The 24,501-nt window shown below is 62.4% G+C and carries 25 protein-coding genes and 1 pseudogene; 9 read left to right on the forward strand and 17 right to left on the reverse strand.

Annotation, left to right across the window (positions count from 1 at the left end; translation table 11 throughout):
• Position 1: 1 nt before the first annotated feature.
• The 6 genes from ACO06F_RS18705 to ACO06F_RS18730 form a co-directional block, all read right to left on the reverse strand.
• Positions 2-1,114, reverse strand: coding sequence for a Re/Si-specific NAD(P)(+) transhydrogenase subunit alpha (locus tag ACO06F_RS18705; protein WP_421694241.1), 1,113 nt, complete (start codon positions 1,112-1,114; stop codon positions 2-4).
• 16 nt (positions 1,115-1,130) lie between these two features.
• Positions 1,131-1,421, reverse strand: a complete 291-nt coding sequence (locus tag ACO06F_RS18710) for an aa3-type cytochrome c oxidase subunit IV (protein ID WP_421694242.1) — start codon at positions 1,419-1,421, stop codon at positions 1,131-1,133.
• A gap of 90 nt (positions 1,422-1,511) precedes the next feature.
• Positions 1,512-2,048, reverse strand: a complete 537-nt coding sequence (locus ACO06F_RS18715) for a GNAT family N-acetyltransferase (RefSeq protein ID WP_421694243.1) — start codon at positions 2,046-2,048, stop codon at positions 1,512-1,514.
• Between the two features lie 13 nt (positions 2,049-2,061).
• Complete coding sequence (locus ACO06F_RS18720; RefSeq protein WP_421694244.1) at positions 2,062-2,928, reverse strand: lytic transglycosylase domain-containing protein; 867 nt, start codon at positions 2,926-2,928, stop codon at positions 2,062-2,064.
• A 69-nt stretch (positions 2,929-2,997) separates the two neighbouring features.
• Positions 2,998-3,519 (reverse strand): DUF1465 family protein, encoded by a 522-nt coding sequence (locus ACO06F_RS18725; protein WP_421694245.1) that lies wholly within the window; start codon positions 3,517-3,519, stop codon positions 2,998-3,000.
• 323 nt (positions 3,520-3,842) lie between these two features.
• On the reverse strand, positions 3,843-4,028 hold the full coding sequence (locus tag ACO06F_RS18730; RefSeq protein ID WP_421694246.1) for a DUF1192 domain-containing protein: 186 nt from the start codon (positions 4,026-4,028) through the stop codon (positions 3,843-3,845).
• A 106-nt stretch (positions 4,029-4,134) separates the two neighbouring features.
• On the opposite strand from ACO06F_RS18730, the gene ACO06F_RS18735 reads away from it, so the two are divergent.
• Positions 4,135-5,109 (forward strand): NAD(P)H-quinone oxidoreductase, encoded by a 975-nt coding sequence (locus ACO06F_RS18735; RefSeq protein WP_421696721.1) that lies wholly within the window; start codon positions 4,135-4,137, stop codon positions 5,107-5,109.
• Here the strand turns inward: ACO06F_RS18735 and ACO06F_RS18740 are convergent.
• A complete protein-coding gene (locus tag ACO06F_RS18740) occupies positions 5,106-5,846 on the reverse strand; it encodes a polysaccharide deacetylase family protein (RefSeq protein ID WP_421694247.1) in 741 nt (246 codons plus the stop codon). The two genes, ACO06F_RS18735 and ACO06F_RS18740, sit on opposite strands and share 4 nt — an antisense overlap.
• A gap of 188 nt (positions 5,847-6,034) precedes the next feature.
• Here ACO06F_RS18740 and ACO06F_RS18745 point away from each other — a divergent pair, with 188 nt between their 5' ends.
• The 3 genes from ACO06F_RS18745 to ACO06F_RS18755 are packed head-to-tail and all read left to right on the forward strand — an operon-like array spanning position 6,035 to position 9,447.
• Positions 6,035-6,775, forward strand: a complete 741-nt coding sequence (locus ACO06F_RS18745) for a DUF1013 domain-containing protein (protein WP_421694248.1) — start codon at positions 6,035-6,037, stop codon at positions 6,773-6,775.
• A gap of 5 nt (positions 6,776-6,780) precedes the next feature.
• Positions 6,781-7,380: a short chain dehydrogenase gene (locus tag ACO06F_RS18750; protein WP_421694249.1), complete on the forward strand. Its 600-nt coding sequence runs from the start codon at positions 6,781-6,783 to the stop codon at positions 7,378-7,380.
• Between the two features lie 57 nt (positions 7,381-7,437).
• Complete coding sequence (locus ACO06F_RS18755; protein ID WP_421694250.1) at positions 7,438-9,447, forward strand: FAD-dependent oxidoreductase; 2,010 nt, start codon at positions 7,438-7,440, stop codon at positions 9,445-9,447.
• Between the two features lie 2 nt (positions 9,448-9,449).
• On the opposite strand, the gene ACO06F_RS18760 is transcribed toward ACO06F_RS18755, so the two are convergent.
• The 5 genes and pseudogenes from ACO06F_RS18760 to ACO06F_RS18780 all read right to left on the reverse strand — a co-directional run.
• On the reverse strand, positions 9,450-9,860 hold the full coding sequence (locus ACO06F_RS18760) for a hypothetical protein (RefSeq protein WP_421694251.1): 411 nt from the start codon (positions 9,858-9,860) through the stop codon (positions 9,450-9,452).
• A 53-nt stretch (positions 9,861-9,913) separates the two neighbouring features.
• Positions 9,914-10,609, reverse strand: coding sequence for an HAD family hydrolase (locus tag ACO06F_RS18765; protein ID WP_421694252.1), 696 nt, complete (start codon positions 10,607-10,609; stop codon positions 9,914-9,916).
• Positions 10,609-11,301 carry a L,D-transpeptidase gene (locus tag ACO06F_RS18770; protein WP_421694253.1) on the reverse strand — a complete coding sequence of 231 codons (693 nt, stop codon included), beginning with the start codon at positions 11,299-11,301 and terminating at the stop codon, positions 10,609-10,611. Before ACO06F_RS18770 ends, ACO06F_RS18765 begins: the two co-directional genes overlap by 1 nt.
• A 111-nt stretch (positions 11,302-11,412) precedes the next feature.
• A complete protein-coding gene (locus tag ACO06F_RS18775) occupies positions 11,413-11,826 on the reverse strand; it encodes a hypothetical protein (RefSeq protein WP_421694254.1) in 414 nt (137 codons plus the stop codon).
• Between the two features lie 130 nt (positions 11,827-11,956).
• Positions 11,957-12,130 (reverse strand): annotated as a pseudogene (locus ACO06F_RS18780) (plasmid stabilization protein); the annotation flags it as partial.
• A 587-nt stretch (positions 12,131-12,717) separates the two neighbouring features.
• Between ACO06F_RS18780 and ACO06F_RS18785 the strand changes: the two are divergent.
• Positions 12,718-13,470, forward strand: a complete 753-nt coding sequence (locus tag ACO06F_RS18785; RefSeq protein WP_421694255.1) for a CPBP family intramembrane glutamic endopeptidase — start codon at positions 12,718-12,720, stop codon at positions 13,468-13,470.
• Positions 13,471-13,706: 236 nt separating this feature from the next.
• Here ACO06F_RS18785 and ACO06F_RS18790 read toward each other — a convergent pair whose 3' ends face one another.
• From ACO06F_RS18790 to ACO06F_RS18800, 3 genes are all read right to left on the reverse strand, one after another.
• A complete protein-coding gene (locus ACO06F_RS18790) occupies positions 13,707-15,521 on the reverse strand; it encodes an AAA family ATPase (RefSeq protein ID WP_421694256.1) in 1,815 nt (604 codons plus the stop codon).
• A 70-nt stretch (positions 15,522-15,591) separates the two neighbouring features.
• Positions 15,592-17,877 carry an excinuclease ABC subunit UvrB gene (gene uvrB, locus ACO06F_RS18795; protein ID WP_421694257.1) on the reverse strand — a complete coding sequence of 762 codons (2,286 nt, stop codon included), beginning with the start codon at positions 17,875-17,877 and terminating at the stop codon, positions 15,592-15,594.
• Between the two features lie 63 nt (positions 17,878-17,940).
• Positions 17,941-18,462 (reverse strand): ferritin-like domain-containing protein, encoded by a 522-nt coding sequence (locus tag ACO06F_RS18800; RefSeq protein WP_421694258.1) that lies wholly within the window; start codon positions 18,460-18,462, stop codon positions 17,941-17,943.
• Between the two features lie 106 nt (positions 18,463-18,568).
• Between ACO06F_RS18800 and ACO06F_RS18805 the strand changes: the two genes are divergently transcribed.
• The 4 genes from ACO06F_RS18805 (at position 18,569) to ACO06F_RS18820 (ending at position 22,457) form a co-directional block, all read left to right on the forward strand.
• On the forward strand, positions 18,569-19,462 hold the full coding sequence (locus tag ACO06F_RS18805) for a hypothetical protein (RefSeq protein WP_421694259.1): 894 nt from the start codon (positions 18,569-18,571) through the stop codon (positions 19,460-19,462).
• 17 nt (positions 19,463-19,479) lie between these two features.
• Positions 19,480-19,830 carry a DMT family protein gene (locus ACO06F_RS18810; RefSeq protein ID WP_421694260.1) on the forward strand — a complete coding sequence of 117 codons (351 nt, stop codon included), beginning with the start codon at positions 19,480-19,482 and terminating at the stop codon, positions 19,828-19,830.
• Positions 19,827-20,675 carry a 23S rRNA (adenine(2030)-N(6))-methyltransferase RlmJ gene (locus ACO06F_RS18815; RefSeq protein ID WP_421694261.1) on the forward strand — a complete coding sequence of 283 codons (849 nt, stop codon included), beginning with the start codon at positions 19,827-19,829 and terminating at the stop codon, positions 20,673-20,675. Before ACO06F_RS18810 ends, ACO06F_RS18815 begins: the two co-directional genes overlap by 4 nt.
• A gap of 87 nt (positions 20,676-20,762) precedes the next feature.
• Entirely contained in the window at positions 20,763-22,457 is a 1,695-nt protein-coding gene (locus ACO06F_RS18820; RefSeq protein ID WP_421694262.1) for a solute carrier family 23 protein, read from the forward strand.
• A 97-nt stretch (positions 22,458-22,554) separates the two neighbouring features.
• Here the strand turns inward: ACO06F_RS18820 and ACO06F_RS18825 are convergent, their stop codons facing one another.
• Positions 22,555-23,157, reverse strand: coding sequence for a tetratricopeptide repeat protein (locus tag ACO06F_RS18825; protein ID WP_421694263.1), 603 nt, complete (start codon positions 23,155-23,157; stop codon positions 22,555-22,557).
• A gap of 73 nt (positions 23,158-23,230) precedes the next feature.
• Positions 23,231-24,412 carry an FAD-dependent monooxygenase gene (locus ACO06F_RS18830; protein WP_421694264.1) on the reverse strand — a complete coding sequence of 394 codons (1,182 nt, stop codon included), beginning with the start codon at positions 24,410-24,412 and terminating at the stop codon, positions 23,231-23,233.
• Positions 24,413-24,501: the final 89 nt, after the last annotated feature.

A 24,501-nucleotide genomic window follows, 5' to 3' on the forward strand; every position in this document is an offset into this window, starting at 1 on the left:
CTCAGGCTCCCTTGAACATGGGGTGCACCAGCGCGCCGTCCCTGGCGATCATCGTGCCCTTGATGCAGTCATCGGCGTCGTCGATCTTCAATGTTCCATCTTTCTGGATCATGAGGTCGAGGAAGTTGGCGAGGTTCTTGGCAAACAGCGGCGAGGCATTGCCGGCGAGCTTGCCCGCGAGGTTCAGCGTGCCGACGATCTTCACACCCTTGTGCTCGACGATCTCATCGGGCTTCGACAATGGGCAATTTCCGCCGCGCTCTACCGCTAGGTCAACGATGATGGAGCCGGGCTTCATGCTCTCCACCATTTCCTGACTGATCAGCACCGGGGCCGGGCGGCCGGGGATCAAGGCCGTGGTGATGACGATGTCCTGGTTCTTCACATGTTCGGCAACGAGTGCTGCCTGCTTGGCCTTGTCCTCGGCAGTCAGCTCCTTGGCATATCCGCCGGAGGTCGCGGCATCGGCGATGTCGGCGAACACAAACTTGGCACCGAGGCTTTTGACCTGCTCTTCCGTGGCCTTGCGCACGTCGGTGGCGGAGACGATGGCGCCCAGGCGGCGCGCCGTGGCGATGGCCTGGAGGCCCGCCACGCCAACGCCCATGATGAAGACCTTGGCGGCGGCAACGGTGCCAGCCGCCGTCATCATCATCGGGAAAGCGCGGTTGAAGTGATAGGCGGCATCGATCACCGCCTTGTATCCGGCGAGATTGGCCTGGGAGGACAGGATGTCCATCGACTGCGCCCGGGTGATGCGCGGCATCAGTTCCATGGCGAAGGCGGTAACGCCAGACTGAGCAATCGCTTCGAGCCCGGCCTTGTCTCCATAAGGCTCGAGGCCACCCATCAGGATGGCCCCGCGCTTCAAACTCTTGAGAAGATCCGGTGAGGGACGGCGGATGGTCAGCACCACATCCGCGTCGCCAAATTCGCCCTGGGTGATCGTGGCACCCGCCGCTGCGAAGGCTGAATCAGGGATTGAGGAGCCCTTGCCGGCGCCGGCCTGCACCGAGACCTCAGCGCCCTTCTTGATGTAGGCTTTGACAGTATCTGGGCTGGCCGCAACGCGACTCTCCCCAGCCTGCGTTTCCGTGGGGATCGCGATTTTCATGTGCCCGCCCTGTTCGTCAGCTCAACATTACGGCGGTGAACAGCCCGAAGATCACCAGCCACCCCACTGAAAGGTACCAGCTCTGCCCGGCCCGCACGTCGAGCACCAGCGTGAGCATGCCGATGATGAGCCCGCCGAAGCCAATGAGCAGGTTGCCACTGCCGATGAAGGCGAAGGCCACCAGCGCCACCAGCACATCAAGGCACAGGATGGTGAGCGCAACCGAACCCTTGAGGAAGGCCGAATAGGTCTTCTCATGCTCCTCGAAGCCGTGCGGCTGCGTTCCAGTGGACCCGTGTTCGGCCATGATTCCCCTCGCTGACAAAAAATTCCGTTTTCCGCTTCTAGCCAGTCCGGAGAAGCCCCGCAAGCAGGCGGCGCGGAACGCGGCGATCGGTCACGCGAAACAGGCCAGTTCAGCAAGATTTTCAAACACGTAGATCGATTCCGGCAGGAGGTGGCCGTCCCACTCATAGCTGTCGTCCGTCACCAGCCGGGCACCCAGGGCCTCATAGAAAGCCCGGGCCGGATGGTTCGCGGTCAGCACGCCCAAGGAGAGGGCATGTCCATCCGCCTCGCGCCACTGCGTTGCCACTCGCGCCAGCAGAGCCCTGCCGATGCCCATCCGGTAAAACCGGTGCAGCACATAGAGGGCGTAGATGTGCCCGTCAGCCCCTTCCACCAGAGGCTCTGAAAGCCGCCCCGCCCGGATGAAGCCCGCCGCCACGCCATCAACGGATGCCAGCCAGGTCGGGTTGCCTGGCACTGCAAGGTAGCTCTGCCAGCGCGCCGTACGGTCTGCCAAGTCAATGCCTGCAAGGATTTCAGGCGGGATCATGCGAGCATATGCCTCCCGCCAGCTTGCCACATGCAGCTGCGCAATGGTTCCGGCGTCCTTCGGCCCGGGGACGGTATAGAGAATGGTTTCTTTCACGGAGCTCTTGCGTCTAATTCTTCGCCACCAGACAAATCCCTCCGCGCTTCGTCAAGGCACGGCAGAGCTGCTGGGCCTCGGCACGGGTGTCGCGGCCGATCATGACCTTCACCATGCGGCGGCGCCCCATGGAACGGTTGAGTTTGCGGAGGACGAGCGGGTCCTCGTCTTTCAAGATGTCAAAGCGGTTGCGGATCACCCTGAAGGCCTGCAAGGCCCGGGCCTGGGAGAAGCCGCCTGTCAGCACCACGCCCCAGGGTTTCCAGTTGGCCTGCTTGACCTCGACCGCCTGTGGGGAAAGCTCGCGCATCACGAGGCTCCTGCACTGGTCTGTGAAGCTTCCTTCCTTGCCGATCGATGGAATCTCAAAACTGGCCGTCTGGGTCTTCCATTCCTCATGGCTGCGGCCGGTGATGGAGAGGACGTAGTCCTGCGTCTCATACGGAAGGCTGCTGGTGCCGGCGAGCCAGCGGCGGACCCGGTCTTCTCCGGCATTATAGGCGGCGGCAGCAAGGCCGATGTTGCCGAAGGTGGTGCGGAGTTCGGCCAGATAAGCGGCGGAGGCGCCGAGCGCCTGCTTTGCGTCAAAAGGATCCGCAAGGCCACGGAGCTTGGCGGTCCCCGGCATAAACTGGGCGATGCCTTGGGCGCCCTTGGGGCTCACCGCACCGGGGTCAAACAGGCTTTCCTTCCAGATCAGACGGGCGATGAAGGATTGGGGCAGGGCGAATTCCGTGGCCCGCGAGTCAATCTCGCCGCAGACCGTTTCCGCGAAGGCCTTCCGGTCCACCTCGCTCTGAGGCAAAGGCGGCGGCGTGCCGGCGCCGGCACGCAGCGGCAGGAGCAAAAGCAGGGCAGCGACAGCAAGGCGAGCACGCAAAACCAGGGTTCCGGGGTTGGGAAAACGGCTGCGGTTAGCGCCCGGATGCGGCAATTCGATGGACGCCGGTCAAGGCCTTGCCGTGAAGACGGCGGCAATCCGGTCAATCTGGCTGCTGATGGGGCTGGGTACCCCGCCTAGATCGGCCTTCGATCTCACCGAGAGCATGGCATCGAACTTGAGGATGCGCTGGTGGAGCGACAAGGAACGGTCCACGATATCGAGCAGTGCCCTGGGCAATTGGTCAGATCCGTTGAGAGGCGCGCCGCGGCCAATGTCGGCAAGCGTGATGCGGCGGCGCTCCTTTGAAACGTCATCCTTCGTCATCTCGCCGGCACCGATCGCGCGCTGCAGCAGCAGCCAGGAGGCAAGTTGCATCAGCCTGGTGGTCAGCCGCATGCTTTCGGTTGCGTATGCGACCGCGCCGTGCCGGTCCAGCAGGCGGGCATCCTGCCGGCCAGGGCCATCGAGATAGTTGGCTGTTTCTTCGACCAGCCCCATTCCTTCCTGGAAGACCTTGTCAAACTGTTCCGATGCCGTGAAACGCGACAGGAAGTCTACGGTGATGGGCGAAGTATCGGCGGACGGCATGGCAGAGATTTCCTTGGCTCACATGAGGCGGCCGGTCGGAGCGTTGATCAGATAATGAACGGGGTTGGGTCTCCGGTCAATCTCCGCGCGCGCTTCGCCGGTTCATTCTCCCGCAAAGCAAGAGAGATGCCAGCTTTGGGCCAAAAAAAGCCGCGCACGGGGCGCGGCTTCAAAGTTTCAAACAGGGAGGCGTCAAACAGAGTGACGGAAGTCACTCGGAGCAATCCGGTCAAGGATTACAATTACGAGATATATCGTTAATTCCTTACCCAAACCTTAACAACGCCCCGTTCCCGGGGCGGACTGTCTCAAAATGAATTGGGTCAGCTGCGGAAAAAGGAATCCGCCGCATCCTTTGATGCGCGTTTTGCGGCAATTGCTGACTTCACCCTCGCGATTTCATCCTCGAGCATCTGAACGCGGTGTTCCAAATCGGCCACCGAGAGAAGATCGAGGGGCTCGCCCAGGCTCACGCCCGCTGGCTTTCTGGGCAGGTCTTCGAAACTCATGGGGTCCACTCCTTGTGCTAGCTCGCCGCCACTTTGTCATTGCGGGGCACAATGCTTCAACCCAAACTGTGCCTTTCCGCCTGTGAGAGGACACTCCATGAAGGACATGACTGCCATCGCCATCACCGCCCCCGGCGGGCCGGAGGTGCTGAAACCCGTAACAATCCCCGTGCCGGTGCCCCGCCGCGGTGAAGTGCTGGTGAAGGTGAAGGCGGCGGGCGTCAACCGGCCGGACGTGCTGCAGCGCCAGGGCGGCTATCCGCCGCCGCCCGGAGCACCTGAGACGCCGGGCCTTGAGATCGCTGGGGAAGTGGTGGCACTGGGCGAAGGTGTAAGACGCTGGGAGGCCGGAGACCGGGTCTGCGCGCTGGTGCCCGGTGGCGGCTATGCCCAGTTCGCGACGGTGCATGAAGATAATGCGCTGCCGGTTCCCCCCGGCCTCTCCTTCATCGAAGCAGCGGCCATTCCTGAAACTTTCTTCACGGTGTGGACCAATGTGTTCGACCGCGGCGGCCTGAAGGAGGGCGAGACCCTCCTGGTCCATGGTGGATCGAGCGGCATCGGCACCACGGCCATCATGCTGGGCAAGGCGTTGGGTTCGCTTGTCGCCGTCACCGCAGGGTCAAAGGAAAAGTGTGCCGCGTGCCTCGCGCTTGGTGCGGATGTGGCGGTCAATTACCGCGAACAGGATTTCGCCGTGGCGCTGCCGGAGCAGGGCATCAAGCCGGACGTGATTCTGGACATGGTGGGCGGGGATTATGTGGCGAAGAACCTCAAACTCATCAACATGCATGGCCGCATCGTGATGATTGCCTTCCAGAAGGGCTCCCGCTTCGAGGCGGACTGGCTCCCCATCATGCTGAAGCGCCTGACCTTCACGGGTTCCACCTTGCGGCCGCGCAGTGTTGCCGAAAAGACCGAGATCGCCCGGGCACTCGAACGCCGCGTCTGGCCCCTGTTCGGGGCGGACCAGCTGAAACCCATCATCTACCGCACCTTTCCGCTTGCCGAAGCCGCTGCGGCGCATGCGCTGATGGATTCGGGTGAGCACATCGGAAAGATCGTGCTGGTGGTGGACTAGCTGGCGTGGGAGGGGATGGGCTGCCTGGGCGGGTTTCCCAGTTTCACGAAGAGATAGCCCTTGGCCTTGAGGGCGAGGATTGCCTTGACCACGCCAGCGCCTGACGGCTTTTCCGGGTGGTTGGCGTGGGCGATGATGACGTCTCCGTCCTGCACTTTGGTGAGGCGCTTCTGAACGGAGGCGGCGGCAAGCGTGGCACCGTCATCGGCCTTGATACTGTAGCCCGCAATTGCCTCGCCCAGCCCCGCGATCTCGGCGATCGCCGCCGTGTTGTAACGGCCGGTCGCTCCCCGGTACCAGAAGGGTGTGCGGCCGGTTGCTGCGATGACGGCGGCCTTGCCGGAGAGCACTTCAGCCTCGACCGCCGCGGGCGAGCCGGCGGCGGCAATTCCGTAGACCTTCATGGGAACGTCCACTGCGGGGATGTGCCTGCCGCCGTGGTTCTCGATTTGAAACAGGTCCGGGTGGGCGAGCATGAGGGCCGTGGTTTCCGCATTGCGCTTCAGCCAGCGCGCGGTGACGAAGACGGTGGCGGGAATGTTGTTGGCGACGAGGGCCTGGAATATCCGCTGGTCCGCCTTGCCGCTGCAGGCATCGAGCGTCAGCGCCAGGTGTGGCTGCTGGTGGGCGGAGGTGTGTGCAAGGGTCAGGCGCGGTTCAACCAGCGGAGTGGCGGCCGCCGCCGGAACAAGGGTCAGGCCCAGGAGAATCAGTCCGGAAAGAATGCCGCGCGTCATGCAGGCGGTTTGCCCCGGCAGGATTTCCCTAGCAAGGGGCGGGCCATGCGGCCTGTCGCCTCTGCGGGACGGCCGGAAAATGGGGAGTTGCGTGGGAGGCCTCCCCCCTTTATATCTGACCCATCCCCAACAAGCTGTCGTTAAGATAGGGAACCTGAAAGACCGGTTCTCAAAGAGAGAGAAAAATCATGTCCCGCGTGCCGCTGATGCCCAAGGCCACTGCCGTGTGGCTGGTCGAGAATACCGGATTGACCTTCCGCCAGATTGCCGATTTTTGCCATTTGCACGAGCTCGAAGTGAAGGGCATCGCCGACGGAGACGTGGCAGCCGGAATTAAGGGTCTTGATCCCATCACCGGTGGCCAGATCACACGCGAGGAAATCGAGAAGGCCGAGAAGGATTCCGACTACCGTCTGAAGATCCTCGAATCCAAGGTCAATATCCAGGTGCAGAAGGCGACATCCGGCCCGCGCTATACGCCCGTTTCGCGGCGTGGCGACAGGCCCGATGCCATCGCCTGGCTGCTGCGCTATCACCCGGAACTTCCGGATTCGGCCATCATGAAACTCGTCGGCACCACCAAGTCCACGATCACCTCTGTGCGGGACCGTTCGCACTGGAACGCGGCCAACATCAAGCCGGTGGATCCCGTCTCGCTCGGCATCTGCTCGCAGCTGGATCTTGATTTCGCCGTGCAGAAGGCGGCGCGAAAGGCCGGCAAGCCCGCGAATGATGCGGCCCCCGTCCGCACGCTCATTCCGGCCTCCGAGGTTGAGGGCACCGCAGCCCATGCCGCGTCTCATTACGATGAAGACCAGCCCACCTTTGCGCCGTCAGACCCTGCGCAGAAGGAAGCGGAGCCGCGCTATGACGCCAACTCGGTTTTCGCCAAGCTGAAGCCGTTGAAGCGGCAGAACGACGAGGAATAAGCAATATGCGCATTTTGATCGCCGGTGCTTCGGGCACCATCGGGCAGGCGGTGGTGAAGGATCTCTCCCGCCGCCATGAAATCGTGAAGGCTGGCCGCTCGTCGGGCGACGTTACGGTGGACCTCACCAGCGCGGACTCCGTCAAGGCCATGTATGCCAAGCTTGGGAAGGTCGATGCCGTCATCGCCTGCGCCGGCCATGTACATTTCGGCCCTTTGAGCGCGATGACGCCGGACCAGTTCCGAAAGGGACTGGATGATAAGCTGATGGGCCAGATCAACCTCGTACTGCTTGGAATCGCGCATGTGAATGACGGTGGCTCCTTCACCCTCACCAGCGGCATTCTGGACCGGGATCCGATCCGCGCAGGCGCCAACGCGTCTGCCGTCAATGGTGCGATCAACGCCTTCGTCAAGGCAGCGGCGATCGAGATGCCGCGCGGCATCCGGATCAATGCGGTGAGCCCGGGGCTTCTCGAAGAATCGGCCCAGAAATATGATGGCTTCTTCCCCGGACACGAGCCCGTCTCCTCGGCGCGCGTGGGCCTGGGCTTCGCCAAGAGTGTCGATGGCGGATTGACAGGGCAGGTCATCGCCATCGGCTGATTGCACTTCATGATGCTGTGCTGATAGCCTTCCCCTGCCAAGGGGGAGGCTATTTTCATGGTACGTGACCCGCGTTTCGACATTCTCTTCGAGCCTGTGAGAATTGGGCCCGTGACGGCGCCCAACCGCTTCTATCAGGTGCCGCATTGCACGGGCATGGGCTACCAGCTTCCCGCCACTGTTGCCGCCATGCGCGGTATCAAAGCAGAAGGGGGCTGGGGCGTGGTCAATACCGAATACTGCTCCATTCATCCGTCTTCTGACGATGTGCCGCACCCGTTCTCAAGTCTTTGGGACGAGGGCGACGTCAGGAACATGGCTGTGATGGCGGAGGCCGTCCACGTCCATGGTGCGCTGGCAGGCACCGAACTCTGGCATGGTGGCATGCGCTCCTCCAACCACCTGTCGCGCGAGGTGGCGCTCGGGCCGTCGAGCCTGCCTGCGATGGAATCTCCCTGGCAATGTGCGCGCATGGACGCCGACGATATCCGCCAGTACCGCAGGTGGCACAGGGCGGCAGCCCTCAGGGCGCGGGAGGCAGGCATGGACATCGTCTATGTCTATGCCGCGCACAGCTATCTGCTGGGGCAATTCCTGGACCATGGGATCAATCAGCGCAGCGATGAATATGGCGGGGACCTGATGGCACGTTCCCGCCTGCTGCGCGAAGTCCTGGCCGACACTCGGGACGCGATCGGGGACCGCTGCGGCGTGGCGCTGCGCATCGAAGTCGATAATGAGGATGGCGGCGGTTTCGCGGAGCGCTCCGCTCTTCTGGAGGCCCTTGCACCCATGGTCGACCTTTTCGATGTGACCATTGCGGATTATTCTCAGGAGATGGGCGGCTCACGTTTCGTCAGGGAAGGCTCTCTCGAACCGCGCATTGTGCATGTGCGGCAGATCACGGGAAAGCCCGTGGTGAGCGTCGGCCGCTTCACCAGCCCGGAGACGATGCTCGGCCAAGTGAAACGCGGCGTGGTGGACATGATCGGCGCTGCCCGGCCATCGATCGCCGATCCCTTTCTCCCGGCCAAGATCCGCGCCGGTGACGAGGATGACATCCGCGAATGCATTGGCTGCAATATCTGTTATGCGCATAACAGCCGGGGTGCCGCCATCCGCTGCACGCAGAACCCGACGATGGGCGAAGAATGGCGGCGCGGCTGGCACCCGGAGAAGATATCAACAGCGGCACGGCGCGAGCAGGTGCTGGTCGTTGGCGCGGGGCCTGCGGGGCTGGAGGCAGGCCTGACACTTGCGCGGCGCGGCCATGAAGTGAAGATCGCGGAGGCAAGCCACTCTCCCGGCGGGCGGCTGCAGTGGGAGACGAAACTGCCTGGCCTTGCCGAATGGGCACGGGTACGCGACTGGCGGCTGCACCAGATATCCAAGCTTTCAAACATCGAGATCTTTCGCAGCAGCCCCCTGGGTGCGGAGGATGTGTTGGAACTGGGCATTCCCCATGTGGTGCTGGCGACGGGGAGCCGCTGGCGCAAGACCGGGCGGGGCCGCAGCTTCAGCGCCGCCATTCCGTCTTTCGACGATCCCCGTACGCACTCACCGGAAGAGGTGATGGCGGGTTCGGCGGTCAATGGGCCTGCCGTCGTTTTCGATGACGATCACTACTATGTGGGCGCTGCCCTGGCCGAACATCTGGCGTTGCGCGGGCTTGAGGTTACTTATGTCACCAGTGAGGGAAAGGCGGCGGAGTGGTCCATCTATACCGCGGAGCAGCCGCGCACTCAGGCGCGGCTGTTGGAGCGGGGGGTGAAGGTGATCGTCAACACGCTGGTGTCCGGACTGACGCCCGGTGCTGCAGTGCTGCGCTGCGTGTTCTCCGGCAAAACGCGGGAGATCGCCGCGGAGAGCTTCATTCCCGTGACCTCGCGCGAAGGTGACGATGCGCTCCATCACGCGCTGAAGGGGAAGGGGCTTTCGACGCTTGCGCTCATTGGCGATGCGCGGGCGCCGGGCTTGATCGCACATGCCGTTTATGCGGGCCACAAGCTGGCGCGCGAATTCGGCGAAGAGGTTCAGGCGGAGAGACGGGAGCGGGCGCTGGCCTGAGCTTATGTCTTCATTTCGACGAGGCGCGACTTGGCAGCGAAATAGGCATCGCCAGTGTTCTTGAATACACCGCACTCCGGCGGGTTCTTGCCGAAGGTCTCGCAATATTGCGTGCCGTTCGCTTCCCACTTGCCGACGCCGCCGCCCTTCGCGTCATCCTGATAGCTGAAGGTGCCATCCGCGTTGTAGGTGATGAAGCCGTTGCCGTCTGGCCTCGTATACTGGAAGGTCTTGCCCGAGATTGCGGCGCGGATCTGTTCCGCCGTGAAGTCGGTAATGGGTGTTGGCGTCTTGTCGGTCGTGGCGGAGGTGCCGTTGTTAGTAATGCGCACACCCTTCGGCCCCTGCGCACAGGCGGCGAGGCCAAAGGCCAGTGCGATAATCATCAGGGTGCGGAGGGATTTGGCGGTCACGTTGCTTCGTTCCTCGAGAGGTAGGGCGGATGTGCCACAGGCGGAAGAGGCCTTCAAGTCATTTGGGCGATGAGGGCAGGGAGTTCAGCAAGACTCTCGATGCGGCGGAAGCGCGGATCGCCCTCGGGCGCGTCCTCATGTTCGAGAACCCATGTCAGTTCGTGCGGAACATACACGCCCCAGCTTCCGGCGCGGATGGCGGGCACCACGTCTGACTTCAGCGAATTGCCAACCATCACCGCGCGCTCCGGCCCATCGCCATGGCGGGAGAAGATGCGCGCATAGGTATCGGCGGACTTGTCGCTCACGATCTCGACGGCGTTGAAATAGGCGCCCAGCCCCGACTGCGCGAGCTTCCGCTCCTGGTCGAACAGGTCGCCCTTGGTGATGAGCACGATGTTGTAGCGGCCGGAGAGAGCGGCCAGCGTTTCCTCTGCATGGGGGAGTGCCTCCACCGGGTTCTGCAGCATCTGGCGGCCGAAGCTGAGGATCTCACCGATCACGCTGGCGGAGACCTGGCCATTGGTCACCTCCACCGCCGTCTCTATCATGGAGAGGGTGAAGCCTTTGACGCCATAGCCATAGAAGGCGAGGTTGCGGCGCTCGGCTTCGAGCAGGCGGGCCGAGATCACCTGGTGCTCGCCGTGTTCGGAGAGAAGCTCGGCGAAGCGCTGCTCGGTCAGGCGGAAGAAGGTCTCGTTCTGCCACAGCGTATCGTCGGCATCGAAACCGATGGTGCTGATGGCCATCACGCGCCTTGCGAGGGGCGCACGCGGACGGGCGTGCCGACGATCACATTGTCGTAAAGCTCGGCGATATCCTGGTTCAGCATGCGGATGCAACCCGACGACATGGCCTTGCCGATCGATTCGGGCTGGTTGGTGCCATGGATGCGGTAGAGCGTGTCCTGGCCGCCGGCATAGAGATAGAGGGCGCGGGCGCCCAAAGGGTTTTCAGGCCCGCCCGGCTGGCCATTGACCCAGGGCTTGGCGCGCTCATCCCGGTCTACCATTTCGCGCGGCGGCACCCAGCGCGGCCAGCGGCGCTTCATGCCGATCTGGGCGTTGCCCTCCCAGGCGAAGCCCGCGCGGCCCACGCCCACGCCGTAGCGCATGGCGCTGCCATAGGCGAGGACCTGGTAGAGGAAGCGGTTGTCCGGATCGACCACCAGTGTTCCGGGCTCTTCCGGCCCGTCGAATTCGACCATCTGGCGGCGGAACTGCTTCTTGATCTTGCGCGGCGGAATCTCGGCGATGGGAAAGTCGATAGGCGATTCGGCCGGGGGCAGCAGGGCCGGGTCGTAATACTGCTCATTGGTGCCGAAGCTGCCGCCGCCGAAGGGATCAGCCTCGCCGCTGTAGCTCTGGGCCAGGGCGGCGCGGCCGGAGAGGCCGAGCACGAGGCCCGACAGCAGAAAGTGGCGGCGGGATAGGCACGTCATCGTCTCTTCACCCCGAAAAACTCAGCATGCAGCGTCTTCCAACCAGCCGTGGGCATCACTTTGGTGACCATGTGTCACAAATGTGGCGCAGTGCAGACCTGCAGTGTGGGCCTAGGAGGCGAGGGAGAAGACGGCCTTGCCAGCCTGATAGGTGTTGGGCGTGGGGTTGCGCGAGAACGGATAGCAGCTCATCGGCACGCCGCCCGGCAGCCACGAGGGGGCGGGATCGAAGCTTTCGCAGAGCTGGCCGTCCTTGGTCATCCACTTGCCCTTGGTCTTGCCCTTGCCGTCGACCTCGACGAGGGAGGTGCCGTCCTCGGCATAAAGCGTGGTGCCGGTGTTGTTCGGGCCCTTGAAGCGCCAGCTCTTGCCGGCGAGCGTCGTCCGGATTTCCGCAGCGCTCATGCCTTGGGGTGCAGGCTCCATCGAGGATGACTTGCCGCCCATGGATGAGCAGCCCGCCGCAGCAAACGCCAGCAGCGCCACGGCCGCCAGCGCGCGCCCATCCTTCAAACTGAAGCCCATCGGCCATCCCCTCAACTTGCCCGTCTGGGCCTTCATTACACAATCGCTGCCCCCTGCGGAAGCCAGCAAAACGTTCTCACGCTAGACCTTGAAATCTCGGCAAGAATTGGGCGGCGGGGAAGAAGCGTCACTTGCCGCGGCCAGACCCCGAGGACTTGCCCCCGCCATCCTGCTTGTTGACGGTGGCCCAAGCCCGCTTTTCAGCCTCCTTTTCGGAGACGCCCTTCTTCTCGTAACCCTCCTCGATATGCTCCGCCTTGCGCTTCTGTTTGGTGGTGTAGGCCGTCTTGTCACCCTGTGGCATGGCTTGATCCTCCTTGCTGATGAAACCCGGAACGGTTGGGCGTGGCCCCGGTTCCGGCCCCGTGCCCTGCGCATGGGGGCGCCTTTGCGGGGGTGGCACTGGTCCCCCAGAGGCAGAAAAGGGAGGCGCGGGCGCTGCCCGGCGCGGAATGCTGATCCGGTGAAGGACCAGCGATAGGAGCGCTGGGCAGCGCCCGCGATCCGGCAGGTTTTTAGGCCTTGGGGAGGAAGCTTACCCGGCAGTCCCTCGGACGGCCCGGCGTGCCTCTCGGCGCGGAGGTCTTAATGCCTCCGGGTCCCTCCTTCAGCCCCCGGGAGTGTGGCTTACGTTGAACCGCACCCGCAGGCCTGCCCTCCACCCCGCCCGAGCTCACCGTCATGAGCAGGACCCCGACTGGGGGGAGTGGGAGGTGGTTAGCATAGGGTAGGAATAAAGTCAAGTAAAATCCCTGGGCACAGGCGGGGCGGATTATATTCCGTTCCCCCTTGTGGGGAGGGGCAGGGGTGGGGGTCCCCCGGCGCCGGACGCCTTGCCGCCTGCGCCCGCCTTCCCTACACTCGCTCTGCGTGCAGCGGCAGGGGTGGCACATGGACGGCAGGCAGAGTGCGGACGGCAGGAAGACGCTGAGGCCCGCGGTTGCGGCGGCGCTGATCTATATCGCCATCATGGCGCTGGGCATGTTCACCACCGGGCATGTCTTCGGGATCGAATATGGCGATCCGCCGATGGTCAATGTGCTGGTGTTCTTCGAAGTGGCGCTCAGCCTCTTTGCACTTGTGGTGGCGCGGCGGCTGTTCGGGGGGTGGCAGTGCGGCTTCGGGCCCATCGACTGGTCCGGCATGAGGTGGCTGGTGCCGAACTTCCTAGTCATCGCCGCGCTCTTCGTGGTGGCCTTTGCCAGCGGCACGGCGGCGCTTTCCGGCCTGGCGCTGCTCGTCATCCTCACCACCATGCTCGTCGGCTTCTCGGAGGAGCTGATGTTCCGCGGCGTGGCGCTCAAGGGCGCGCTTTCGGAATTGGGGACGGGCAAGGCCATCCTGATCTCCGCCGCGCTGTTCTCCCTTCTCCATTCGGTGAACATGCTGGCCTTCGTGCCGCTGGACGGCATGCTGCAGCAGATGGGCCTGACCTTCATCTTCGGCCTGGCCATGGCCTGCTTCGCCCTGCGGGTGAACAGCCTGGTGCCGGTGATCATCTTCCACGCCCTGTGGGACATGGTGCAGTTCCTCGGCGGAATTTGGGACACGGATTTCGGGCATCTGATCCTGGTGGGGATCGTGGTGAATGCGGTGACGGGTGCGGGGGTGTGGTGGTTTGGGGTGAGGAGAGGGAGAGGGTGAGAGGCGGCGCTGTCCTGGGTCTCTTCTCCCGTCCAAAAGACCGGAGAAAGGGGCAAGTTGGTCGGATGTGGGCTCCTGTGCACCAAAGGAATTGGAGAATGGACCAGACGTTATCTCTCCGTTGGTGACATTGCCCCATTGCACCGTAACGGATTGCGAGTCTATTGGGGAGCGCTCATCCGCCCCACGCTTTGCAGTTGCCACTGCAACCCATACTTATAGAGCAGCGATAACAGCTATTCGGCCGGCGCATCAAGACTAGCAAGTTCAATCACGAAATCTGACACCTCACTCAAATGATCTGGATCATTGGCAAGGAGCCACTTGGTTAGTAAGGTGCCGTCAGAGATCTTTCTATATTCCCATACGCTTTCTGATAAGCTGCTGACTAGTCTCTTAATGAATTTCGCACCGTCAATTTCTTTCAACCACCGCTCGGAAAAGGGTTCTGGGATTTCGCTGTTCTCCTTCCAATAGATTTTAGCATCTGAGTTAGAGCTGATCCAGTCAGCTACGTTGTCTTTACTGACCTGAAGACCTTTTTCGCGCAAGAGTGAGTAAATGGCCTCTGTGTGGAGCAGATAATTCTCGAAGCAACGTCTAGGAAGAAGTCGCAGTTTACTCCCTAGTTCTCGCCGAAGGTCATCAATTTGGGTCGCCGTCAGGGTCTCCCTGTCACGGCAAAAGGCAACAACTGGCGGAATAACCCCTACTGCTGAAAGCAATCTTTCGTAGCTTCGGATAAACGACGTGGCTTCACTTCCGGTCAGCTTGTCTGGATCACCAATTTTCACGAATTCAACTCCCCTTGAGAGTTCTTTTCCTCTGCTCTCGAGGATCAGGGCAAAACAATCTACCTCTGTTTCGCCTTCAACGTAAATCACGCCATCTAAACCAAACACGTCAGAAAACTGTGTACCAATCTCTTTAAGGGTTTCCTTTAACCCATCTAACCCCTCGTCAACCCTGGCAACGATGCTCCCAGATGGCGTCCATCGCACGACAAGAAGAGTCTCAGGTGAGATTTCCGAGATGATTTCGGGGGAGTGCGTAGAAACGACAAACTGATGCTGAGGAAATCGCTTCAATATGCGGATTAACTGCTTCGCTGCTCCCGGGTGTAGAAAGCTATTCGGTTCATCGATCACTATCAGTTTCGGTTCGTCGCTATTCAGAACAACGTAGATAATAGCTAGTACCTGTGACACCCCGGTACCCGAAGCAGACAGAGAAATTAACAAATCCTCTCGCTCATCCTCTCGTGGGGCTGTGGAGAGCTTAATCTCCACTACTCCGCTATTTATCACTGATGGCACTATGTCGGTGATCTCTGGAAATACCTCAGCAACAAGCGTTACGAATTTTTCATAGCGATGCTGATTCTCGCGGAGTTTGTTTAGGACCTGAGCCAAGTTGTTTGCATCTGATTCAAGGTGGCTCACGTTGTCAATCTTGGAGATCCCGATATGCATACGTTCGGCATTGAAGAAGTAAGTTTCTGAGCCATAGAGATCGCTCAAAACCGTTGAGATGAGGGCACTCGGATCTGTTGGGATTTGATGATAAACAGCTTGCCCTGTTTCTGGTTCTATTCTGAAAAAATCATAGCGGTCACATGGATACATAAGCGTGCCGCTGTCGTCCATTACACTCGTTACACTGACATTCCCTGGTGAGGGAGTGAGGCCGTCAACAATTATGGAACCTTCTGCGAGTAGCCGGTTAAACTGTTCTGTTCTGTTACCCGGCATACTGCCTTGTGGGCCACCAAACGGGAAAAACAAATCCCTATTCGCGAGGTAACGGCGCAAGGCCGGCCCCGAGATACTAATTTGAAACCGGAATGACGAACTGGGATTGCGGGGTCGATCTTTTCTTTGTTTGATGCCGCGATACGGCTCGTTAGAAATTTGGAAAATTCGCATCGCACGTAAGAAGCTTGATTTACCGGAGTTATTCTTGCCGACAACCACGGTCCAGTGTTTCGATATTTCTACTGCCTCAGAATCGGAGAAGCTCTTGAAGTTCTTGATAGCTATAGTCCTCAGCATAGAAGCGAATCTCCCAGTCTAGGCTTTAACCATGCAAAGTCAGATAGGCCGAGAGGAACAACGTGATGTGCTACCTCTTCGGCCCCCGATACGCCCGGGTCCCCGGTTTCCCCGCCTTCGAACTCGCCCGGCGTTCCCCCTTGGGCTGGGGCCAGGACTCCGTCGCGTCCTTGATATTTGACTGCCGCACTGTCGGGTCGTCGATCACCGCCAGCTCCACCGCCTTCAGGCGCTTCACCTCGTCGCGCAGGCGGGCGGCTTCCTCGAACTCCAGGTTTGCGGCGGCTTCGCGCATTTTCTTTTCCATGTCGGCGAGGACTTTTTGCAGGTTGTGGCCGACGAGGGGGGCATCCTCCATCAGCCCTGCGTCGGCGCGGACGTGGTCGCGTTCGTAGACGGACTTGAGGATATCGCCGATGTTCTTCTTGATCGACTGCGGCGTGATGCCGTTGGCCTCATTATAGGCCACCTGCTTTTCGCGGCGGCGGTTGGTTTCGGCAATGGCGCGTTCCATGGAGCCGGTCATGTTGTCGGCGTAGAGGATGACTTTGCCATCCACATTTCGCGCGGCGCGGCCGATGGTTTGGATGAGCGAGGTTTCGGAGCGGAGGAAGCCTTCCTTGTCCGCATCCAGAATGGCCACCAGGGCGCATTCCGGAATGTCCAGCCCTTCGCGCAGCAGGTTGATGCCGATCAGCACGTCAAAGGCGCCCAATCTCAGATCACGGATGATTTCGATCCGCTCCAGCGTATCGATGTCCGAATGCATGTAGCGGACGCGGAGGCCCTGCTCATGCATATATTCGGTTAGGTCTTCCGCCATGCGCTTGGTGAGGGTGGTGACCAGCGTGCGGTATCCGGCCAGTGCCACTTCGCGGCATTCGGCGACGAGATCGTCAACTTGCGTCTTGACCGGGCGGATGATGACGGGGGGATCGATGAGGCCCGTGGGGCGGATCACCTGTTCGGCGAAGACGCCGCCGGACTGGTTCATCTCCCACTTGCCCGGCGTGGCGGACACGCAGACGGTTTGCGGGCGCATCGTGTCCCACTCCTCGAAGCGCAAGGGCCGGTTGTCGATGCAGGAGGGGAGGCGGAAGCCATATTCGGCCAGCGTTGCCTTGCGGCTGAAGTCACCCCGGAACATGCCGCCGATCTGCGGGATGGTGACATGGCTTTCATCAATGAAGACCAGCGCATTGTCCGGCAGATATTCGAAGAGGGTGGGGGGCGGCTCGCCCGGCTTGCGGCCCGTCAGGTAACGCGAATAGTTTTCGATGCCGGCGCAGGAGCCCGTCGCCATCATCATTTCGATGTCGAACATGGTGCGCTGCTCCAGCCGCTGGGCTTCGAGCAGGCGGCCCGCGCTGTTGAACTCGTTGAGGCGGATGCGCAGATCATTCTTGATGCGGGTGACGGCCTGTTCCAGCGTGGGCTTGGGCGTCACGTAATGCGAGTTGGAATAGACCTTGATCTGCTCCAGCTCCGCCATTTTCTGGCCAGTCAGCGGATCGAATTCGGAGATCGATTCGATCTCATCCCCGAACAGCGAGATGCGCCAGGCGCGGTCTTCGAAGTGGGAGGGGAAGAGCTCGATCGTATCGCCGCGGACGCGGAAGGTGCCGCGCACGAAATTCTGGTCATTGCGCTTGTAATGCAGCGCCACGAGATCGGCCAGCAGCTGGCGGTGCGGCGTGCGCTCGCCCTTCTTCAGCTGGAAGGCCATGGCGCTGTAGGTTTCAACGTCGCCGATGCCATAGATGCAGGAGACGGAGGCGACGACCACCACATCATCCCGCTCCAGCAGCGAGCGCGTGGCCGAGTGGCGCATGCGGTCTATCTGCTCATTGATAGCGGATTCCTTCTCGATATAGGTGTCGCTGCGGGGCACGTAAGCCTCGGGCGTGTAATAATCGTAGTAGGAGACGAAATATTCGACGGCGTTTTCGGGGAAGAAGCTCTGGAACTCACCATAGAGCTGGGCGGCGAGCGTCTTGTTGGGGGCGAGGATGAGGGCGGGGCGCTGCGTCTTCTCTATGACCTGCGCCATGGTGAAGGTTTTGCCGGAGCCGGTGACGCCGAGCAGCACCTGGTCACGCTCATGATTCTGGACGCCGGAGACGAGCTCCGCGATGGCGGTGGGCTGGTCGCCGCGCGGCTCGAACTCCGAGACGATCTTGAGGGGGCGGCCGCCATCCGATTTCGCGGCCTTCTGCGGCTTGACGGGCGTGAAGCTGGACAGCGGCACGAATTCGGGCCGGAGCGGCCCGAGGCCCCCGGTAATCGATTCGGCGGAATCGAGCTCAATCGGCTGCGGCGCTTCCGCAAAGCCGCCTTCCTGGCGTGAATGTCCCATGGGGGGAATATAGGGGCGGGGCGGGGCGGGGCCAAGGGCGGCTTTGCGCGGGGCGCGCGCGGCCTACCGCTTGGCGCGCTCGCTGCCGTTTTCTTCGCGTTCGAGGTATTCGGTGGTCAGCGGGTCTATGTTCTGGGAGAGCCACTGGGCCATGTCTTCTTCCTCGCGCAGGTTTTCGCGGCAGATGCGGGCGGTTTCAGTGTCGCCCAGGACGCCGGCGCCGGCGATGAGGATGCGGTAGGCGCAGATCTCGTAATGCTCGAAGGTGTAGCCCGAGAGGAGGCCCTTCATCACCTCGTCACCCGCCAGGGTGGTGGTGAGGGTGTGGAACATGATGCCGATGCTGGCCGCCGTATCCTTTATGGCCGAGGTCTTGCCGCCGAGGCGGCCGATCGCGTCTTCCAGGCGCTGGGACTGGTGCTGGGTTTCCTTCAGATGCTGGGCGATGCGCTTTCTGAGATGCGGGTAGTTCTCGATCCGCTCCTCCATGGAGGAGAGCATGGTTTCAGCCTGCTTCTCCATCGCATGGGCGTCACGCAGCCACTGCATGAGGCGCTCGTCGGCCTCGTGTTTGGTATCGGTCATGGGGGATCCTCCAGCGGAATTCGGGGGCGGAACGGCGCTCGGGTTGCAAAGGTTCCGGCCCGCGGGCAATAGCCAAAGGCCGCCCGTTCTGGCATGAGTCCGCCACATGAGACAGTTGCCCGCCGCCGTCATCGCCGCCGCGCTCGCCTTTGGCGCGGCGCCGGCCAGGGCTGACCAGACGCTGATCCCCGCAGGCGAGGCGCGCGCGGGCCTCAAAGCCGCGCTCGGCAAGCAGATCGACGTGCGCTTTTCGGAGAGCTTCGCCAAGGGGCGGCTCGCCTCACCCGATATCGATGGGGTGATCGTCTATGGCCTGCCGCCCGGCAAGCTGTGCCTGTTCGGGCAGGGCAAGGGCCTCGAGGCCTCGGCACCGGCGCTCAGCCAATTCGCCAGCCCGGATGGCGGAGGCGATGTGTGCGTGCCGCTCAGCGATGTCTCGGTGCGGATCACGCCCAGCCCGGCGCCAGAAGGGGCGAGCCCCATGCCCTTCTATTCAACCGACAGGACGGCATGCAACTGGGTGTGGCGCGAGGGCAGGGACCTGGGACTGTGGACCGAGACCTGCAAGTTCGACACCGGCCTGTGGGACGTGGTCTATGACGCGGGCACGGACCGCTTCGCGCTGCGGGTGAATGCGGGCGAGCCCTATACGGTGCTGCAGCCCTTTCATGAGGCGGGCGGCGCCACCGCGCTCCTCCCCGGTCTCAAGGCCCGCGGCCTGGTGCTGGATACTGCCGACTGCGTGATGGCGAAGGTCGAGGACCAGCCCGCACCCGACGGCTGGACCGCCTGGCAGGTTGTTCCCACGGGGAAGCTGAAGCAGGCATTCGATGCCGTGGTGCAGACCGAAGTGCCCGACCCCCCATGCGGCAAGCTGGGCTATGCGGCCGACTCCGTCGGCTTCTTCATGGTCAGCAACGATCACCCAGACCGCGTGGTCTATGCCAACCTCGGCCAGGACGGAACGATGATCGACCTGGCCTCCATCCGCCTCAAGTAAGGAGCCGGGATATCATCATGCCTGCTTTGACGTCACCCTACATTCTTCCCATCATCATGCTCGTCGCCTCCAACGTGTTCATGACCTTCGCGTGGTATGGGCACCTCAACTACACCAGCAAGCCCCTGTGGATGGCGGTGATGGTGAGCTGGGGCATCGCCTTCTTCGAATACTGGCTGGCCGTGCCCGCAAACCGCATCGGCTTCCAGGTCTATAACGCCGCCGAGCTCAAGACCATGCAGGAGGTGATCACCTTCATCGTGTTCTCGGTGTTCTCCGTGTTCTATCTGCACCAGGCGATCACCGTGAACCATGTGATCGGCTTCTCGCTGATCTGTGCCGGCGCCTTCTTCGTGTTCCGGGGATGAACTACCGCCACGCCTACCATGCCGGAAACCACGCGGATGTGCTGAAGCACACGGTGATGGCGCGGGTGCTGGAGCACCTGAAGAAGAAGGACAAGCCCTTTCGGGTGATCGATGCCCATGCGGGGATTGGCCTCTATGACCTGACCGGCACCGAGGCGGGAAAAACCGGCGAATGGGAAGGCGGCATTGCCAAGATGGCGGAGGCCTTCGCGCCCGAGGTGGAAGCCCTGCTCGCGCCGTACCGGGCGGTGATCGCAGCGCTGAACCCCGACGGGGCGTTAAAGGTCTACCCCGGCTCTCCCGAACTGGCGCTGAGGCTGATGCGGCGGGGGGACCGGATGATCGCGAACGAGCTTCACCCGCAGGATGCGATCACGCTGGAGCGGCACTATCTGCATGACCCGCGCGTAGACGTGACCAGCATGGATGCGGAAACCTGCCTGAAGGCCAAGCTGCCGCCGCCGGAACGGCGCGGCTTGATTCTGATCGACCCGCCTTATGAGCTGAAGACGGAGGCCGAGAAGACGGTGCGCATGCTGGCCCATGCCGTGCGCCGCTTCGCGCAAGGGGTGTGCCTGGTGTGGTATCCGCTAAAGGCGGGGGAGACGGCGGAGACCGTTCTCTCCGGCATCAAGGGGCTGGGCGTGCCGGGAACGCTCAAAATCGAATTGCGCGTGCGCGAGGCGTTTTCAGCGGGCGGGCTTGCGGGATCAGGCCTGGCGATTCTCAACACGCCCTGGACGCTCGATGCCGAATTGCGGCTGTTGCTGCCGGCCCTGGCCACAAGGCTTGGCATCGGCACCTGGGGCGAGAGCAGTGTGGAGTGGCTGGTTAGCCCAACTTAGGATTGTTGTTTTGCTAAGCCCGCAAACCCGCTTTGCGGTTCCGCCTGGCCATGGCAAGCTCTCTCACTTTTCGGGGGCAATTGACTGATGGCGAAGCGGCCGAGCTTTCTTCTTTATTCCAATTCCGAAGTTCCACCGCCCCTCAGCATCGCCATCCTGGCCGTCCAGCATTCGGCCATCGTCCTCATCAATCTGGTCTATGTGGTTATCATGGCCAAGTCGCTGAATCTTTCAGCGGTCGACCAGTTTGCCATGCTGTCCACCACGCTGCTGGTGTGCGGTGCGGCGAGCCTGCTGCAGGCGAAGTTCGGCAGCGGCATGTTCATCGTGTTCCACCCCAACCCCATCTTCATTCCGCTGGTGATCGCGGCAGGCCTTTCATCGGGTGCGGCTGGCATTGCAACGCTGGTGGTGACCGCGGGCGTGGTGCAATTCGCCTTCGGTTCCGCTGTGAAGAAGCTGCGCGTGTTCTTCCCGCCGGAGGTGTGCGGCGTGGTCGTCATCATGCTGGGCGTTTCACTGCTGCCGGGCACGCTGCGCGGAATCGTGGTCCAATCCTTCGAGAAGAGCTTCGCGCATGTGGATACGCAGGGGCTGATCGTGGCCGTGATCACGCTCGCTGTTGCATCCGCGGGTTCAGTGTGGCTCAAGGGCATGGCGCGCTTCTTCTCGCTGCTGCTTGGTTGCCTGGCGGGGCTGGTGGTGGCCTATTTCACCGGGCTTTGGCATATGGGCGCCAATGTGCAGGGCCTCAATGTTGCGCCCGTGTCCTTTCCGGATCTGCGCCTGCCGGGCTTTCACTTCGACCTGGGCCTTATCTATCTGGCGGCGGTTGCCGCGCTTGTGAATGTGGTGGATGAGCTTGGCGTGCTGATTGGCACCGAGCGGCTGGACGATGCCGATTGGCGGCGGCCCAACTTCAACAAGATTTCGCTCGGCCTCCAATCCTCGGGCGTGTTCACCGCGCTGTCGGGCCTCATGGGCGGTGTGGCGCTCGGCATGTCTTCAGCCAACTTAAGCCTTGCTTATGCCACGGGCGTGACCTCCCGCGTGCTGGCCATGGCGGTGGGCGTGGTGCTGATGGCGGTGGCCTTCGTGCCGGCCGCACTTGAGCATGTCCTCTCCCTGCCGGATGCGGTGGTGGCAGGGCTTCTGTTCTATGCGGCGTGCTATTTCATCGTGTCTGGAGCTGAACTTGCTCTGTCCCGCATGCTGTCTCCCCGGCGCTCGCTGGTGATCGGACTTTCGGTGGGGGCGGGCGTTCTGCTGCAGTCCGTGCCCACACTCACCACGCGCTTTGCCGGAAGCTCCTTCGAGCATGTGCTGGCGCCCATGACTTTCGCCACGATCCTGGCCATCGTCCTGAATCTCCTGATGCGTATCGGCATCGGGCAGAAGGAGACGATGAGCTTTACCGGCAGCGAGGACAGCGCGCGCACCAATGACATTCTGGAAGAGCTGGGCGAGCGCTGGGGCCTGCACCGCGCCACGGGGGCGCGCGTGGCGGCGGCCATGAGCGAGACGCTGGAACTTCTGGGCACGACGGCGGAAGGGCCGATCGACTGTACAATCGAGTATAACGAGCTGTTCCTGAACCTCAACTTCACCTATCGCGGCCTGCCGATGCCGCTGCCGGACTCACGGCCCGATGCGGAAGACCTGCTCGAACATGAAGACGGCGTGATGCGCATGTCCGGCTGGATCATCAAGAAGCTCTCGGACAAGACGGCCACCTTCACCACGGGCGACCGGCAAGAGGTGAAGATGGCGTTTGAGTGCTGAGCGGTCGCAGGCTGGTACGTGGGGGGAGACCCCCTCACCCCAACCCTCTCCCCCACATGCGTGGGGGCGAGGGGGACGGGAAGTTACGTGAAAATACTCAGTGGGCTGAGGTTATTGCTGCCGAGAGTTCGCGGTATTCTTCGCAGGTCGTGCCGCAGCTTTTTTCGATGGCGGCGAGTTCGTTCATGGCGAGGTCCACGCGGCCGGCGGAGAGATAGCCTTCGCCCAGATATTCGCGTGCGAGGTTGAAGTTGGGGTCGATCGCCAGAGCCTTGCGGTAATAGGTGATGCCGATTTCGAGCTGGCCGGATTTGCGGTAGCTGCAGCCCGTGTAGTTGAGGACGCGCGGGTCTTCCTGGTTCTGGATGACCGCGAGGACGCTCAAGGCCCAGTCATAGTGGCCTTCCTTCGCAAGCGCGCGGCCCTGCTGGTAAAGCTCCTCATCGGGGAGGATGCCTGACTGGGCCTTCACGCATTTCTTGGACTTCTTGCTCCAGACCTCACCCTTCTTGCATTGATGAGTGGTGGGCGAATTGCTGCTGCCGCCGGAGCCGCTGCTGCTTCCGCCGCCGCTTCCACCGCTGCTGCCGCCACCGCTACCACCACTTCCGCCGCCACTCCCGCCGCCGCCGCCGGCCGCAAGGGCCGAGGCCGAGAATGCGAGCATGCAGGCAAGTACAACCGGGGTCAGTCGTGTCATGTCGTCCTCCTGACGATTGAATTCGATTTAGGATACGCCTGGAGGGGGCACTCCATTCCACACGATTGCTTGATCAGCCGGAATTTTCCGGGGTCCAGCGGTAAATCCACTCGAGCCGCTTCAGGGCAAAGGAGGGCTTGGTGAGGCGCAAGGTGAGGTTTCGGGCGAGGGCTACTGGTCCGCCCGCGTGGTAGATCCGGCTCATGCGGCGCGATTGTTCCTGAATGCGGGCGGTGCGGGCGCGGCGCTGGCCTTCATAGCCTTCGAAGCCTTGGGCGAGACCGGGCGCGCGGGTGACCTCCCGCGCGAGGATCACTGCATCTTCAAGCGCCATGACCGCGCCCTGGGCGAGGAAGGGCAATGTGGCGTGCGCAGCATCGCCCAGCAGAACCACGCGGGAGCTGGACCAGCGGGGCAGAGCGGGGAGATCCGCGCCCTGCCAGCGCTGGAAGGTGGCGGGTGCCGCGAGGAGGTTCGAGAGATCCTCGCAAACGCCTGAAAAACTGCGCGCCACTTCGGCAGAGGGTGCCGGGGCCTGCCAGCCGCATTCGGCGAGATCGCCATCCAGTGCGGCGACGATGTTGAAATTGCGCCAGTTGCTGACCGGGTAATGCACCACATGACCCCTGGGGCAGAGCCAGAGCGTGACGCAATCCGCCTCGATTTCAGGCGGCACGCGCTGCAGGGGCATGAGCCCGCGATAAAGAATGACGCCGCGTGGCGTGGGTTGAATGCTGCCGCAGACGGCCTCCCGCAGGCGGGAGCGGATGCCATCAGCCGCCACCACCGCCGCGCCATCGGCCGAGGTGCCATCCGCGAAGGTGAGGCGTGCGCCCGAGGGCATCTCTGCCACGGCTTCCACCTTGCGGCCGGGGTTGAGCTCTATCTTGAAGTTCCGCCGCGCCGCGGTGAGGAGGCCTGACAGGAGGTCTGCCCGGTGGCAGACGCGATAGGGCGCGCCGAACTGCTCTTCAAAGGGTTTCCCCAGCCGGATGCGCTGGAGGAGGGCGCCAGTTATGCCGTCCCGCAGGTGGATTTCCGAAGGGATGACGCAATAGGGTTCCACCGCCTCCCAGGCGCCCAGGGAGCGCAAGGCGCGGACGCCATTGGGCGACATCTGGAGGCCCGCCCCCACCTCCTCGAAGGCAGGGGACTGCTCGAACAGGCGCACGGGGTGGCCGTGCCGGGCGAGCCCCAAGGCTGCCGCCAGCCCGCCAATGCCGCCGCCGGCAACGAGGAAGGGGTGGTCCGTCATGCGCATTTTATAGCCCAATTGCAGGGCAGCTGTGATGCGGCGGAATGAGGCTTGCCCTGACCCGCTCTTCCCCCTATTCAGCCCGCAAA

Source organism: Aestuariivirga sp. (assembly GCF_965227715.1).
Lineage (GTDB): Bacteria > Pseudomonadota > Alphaproteobacteria > Rhizobiales > Aestuariivirgaceae > Aestuariivirga.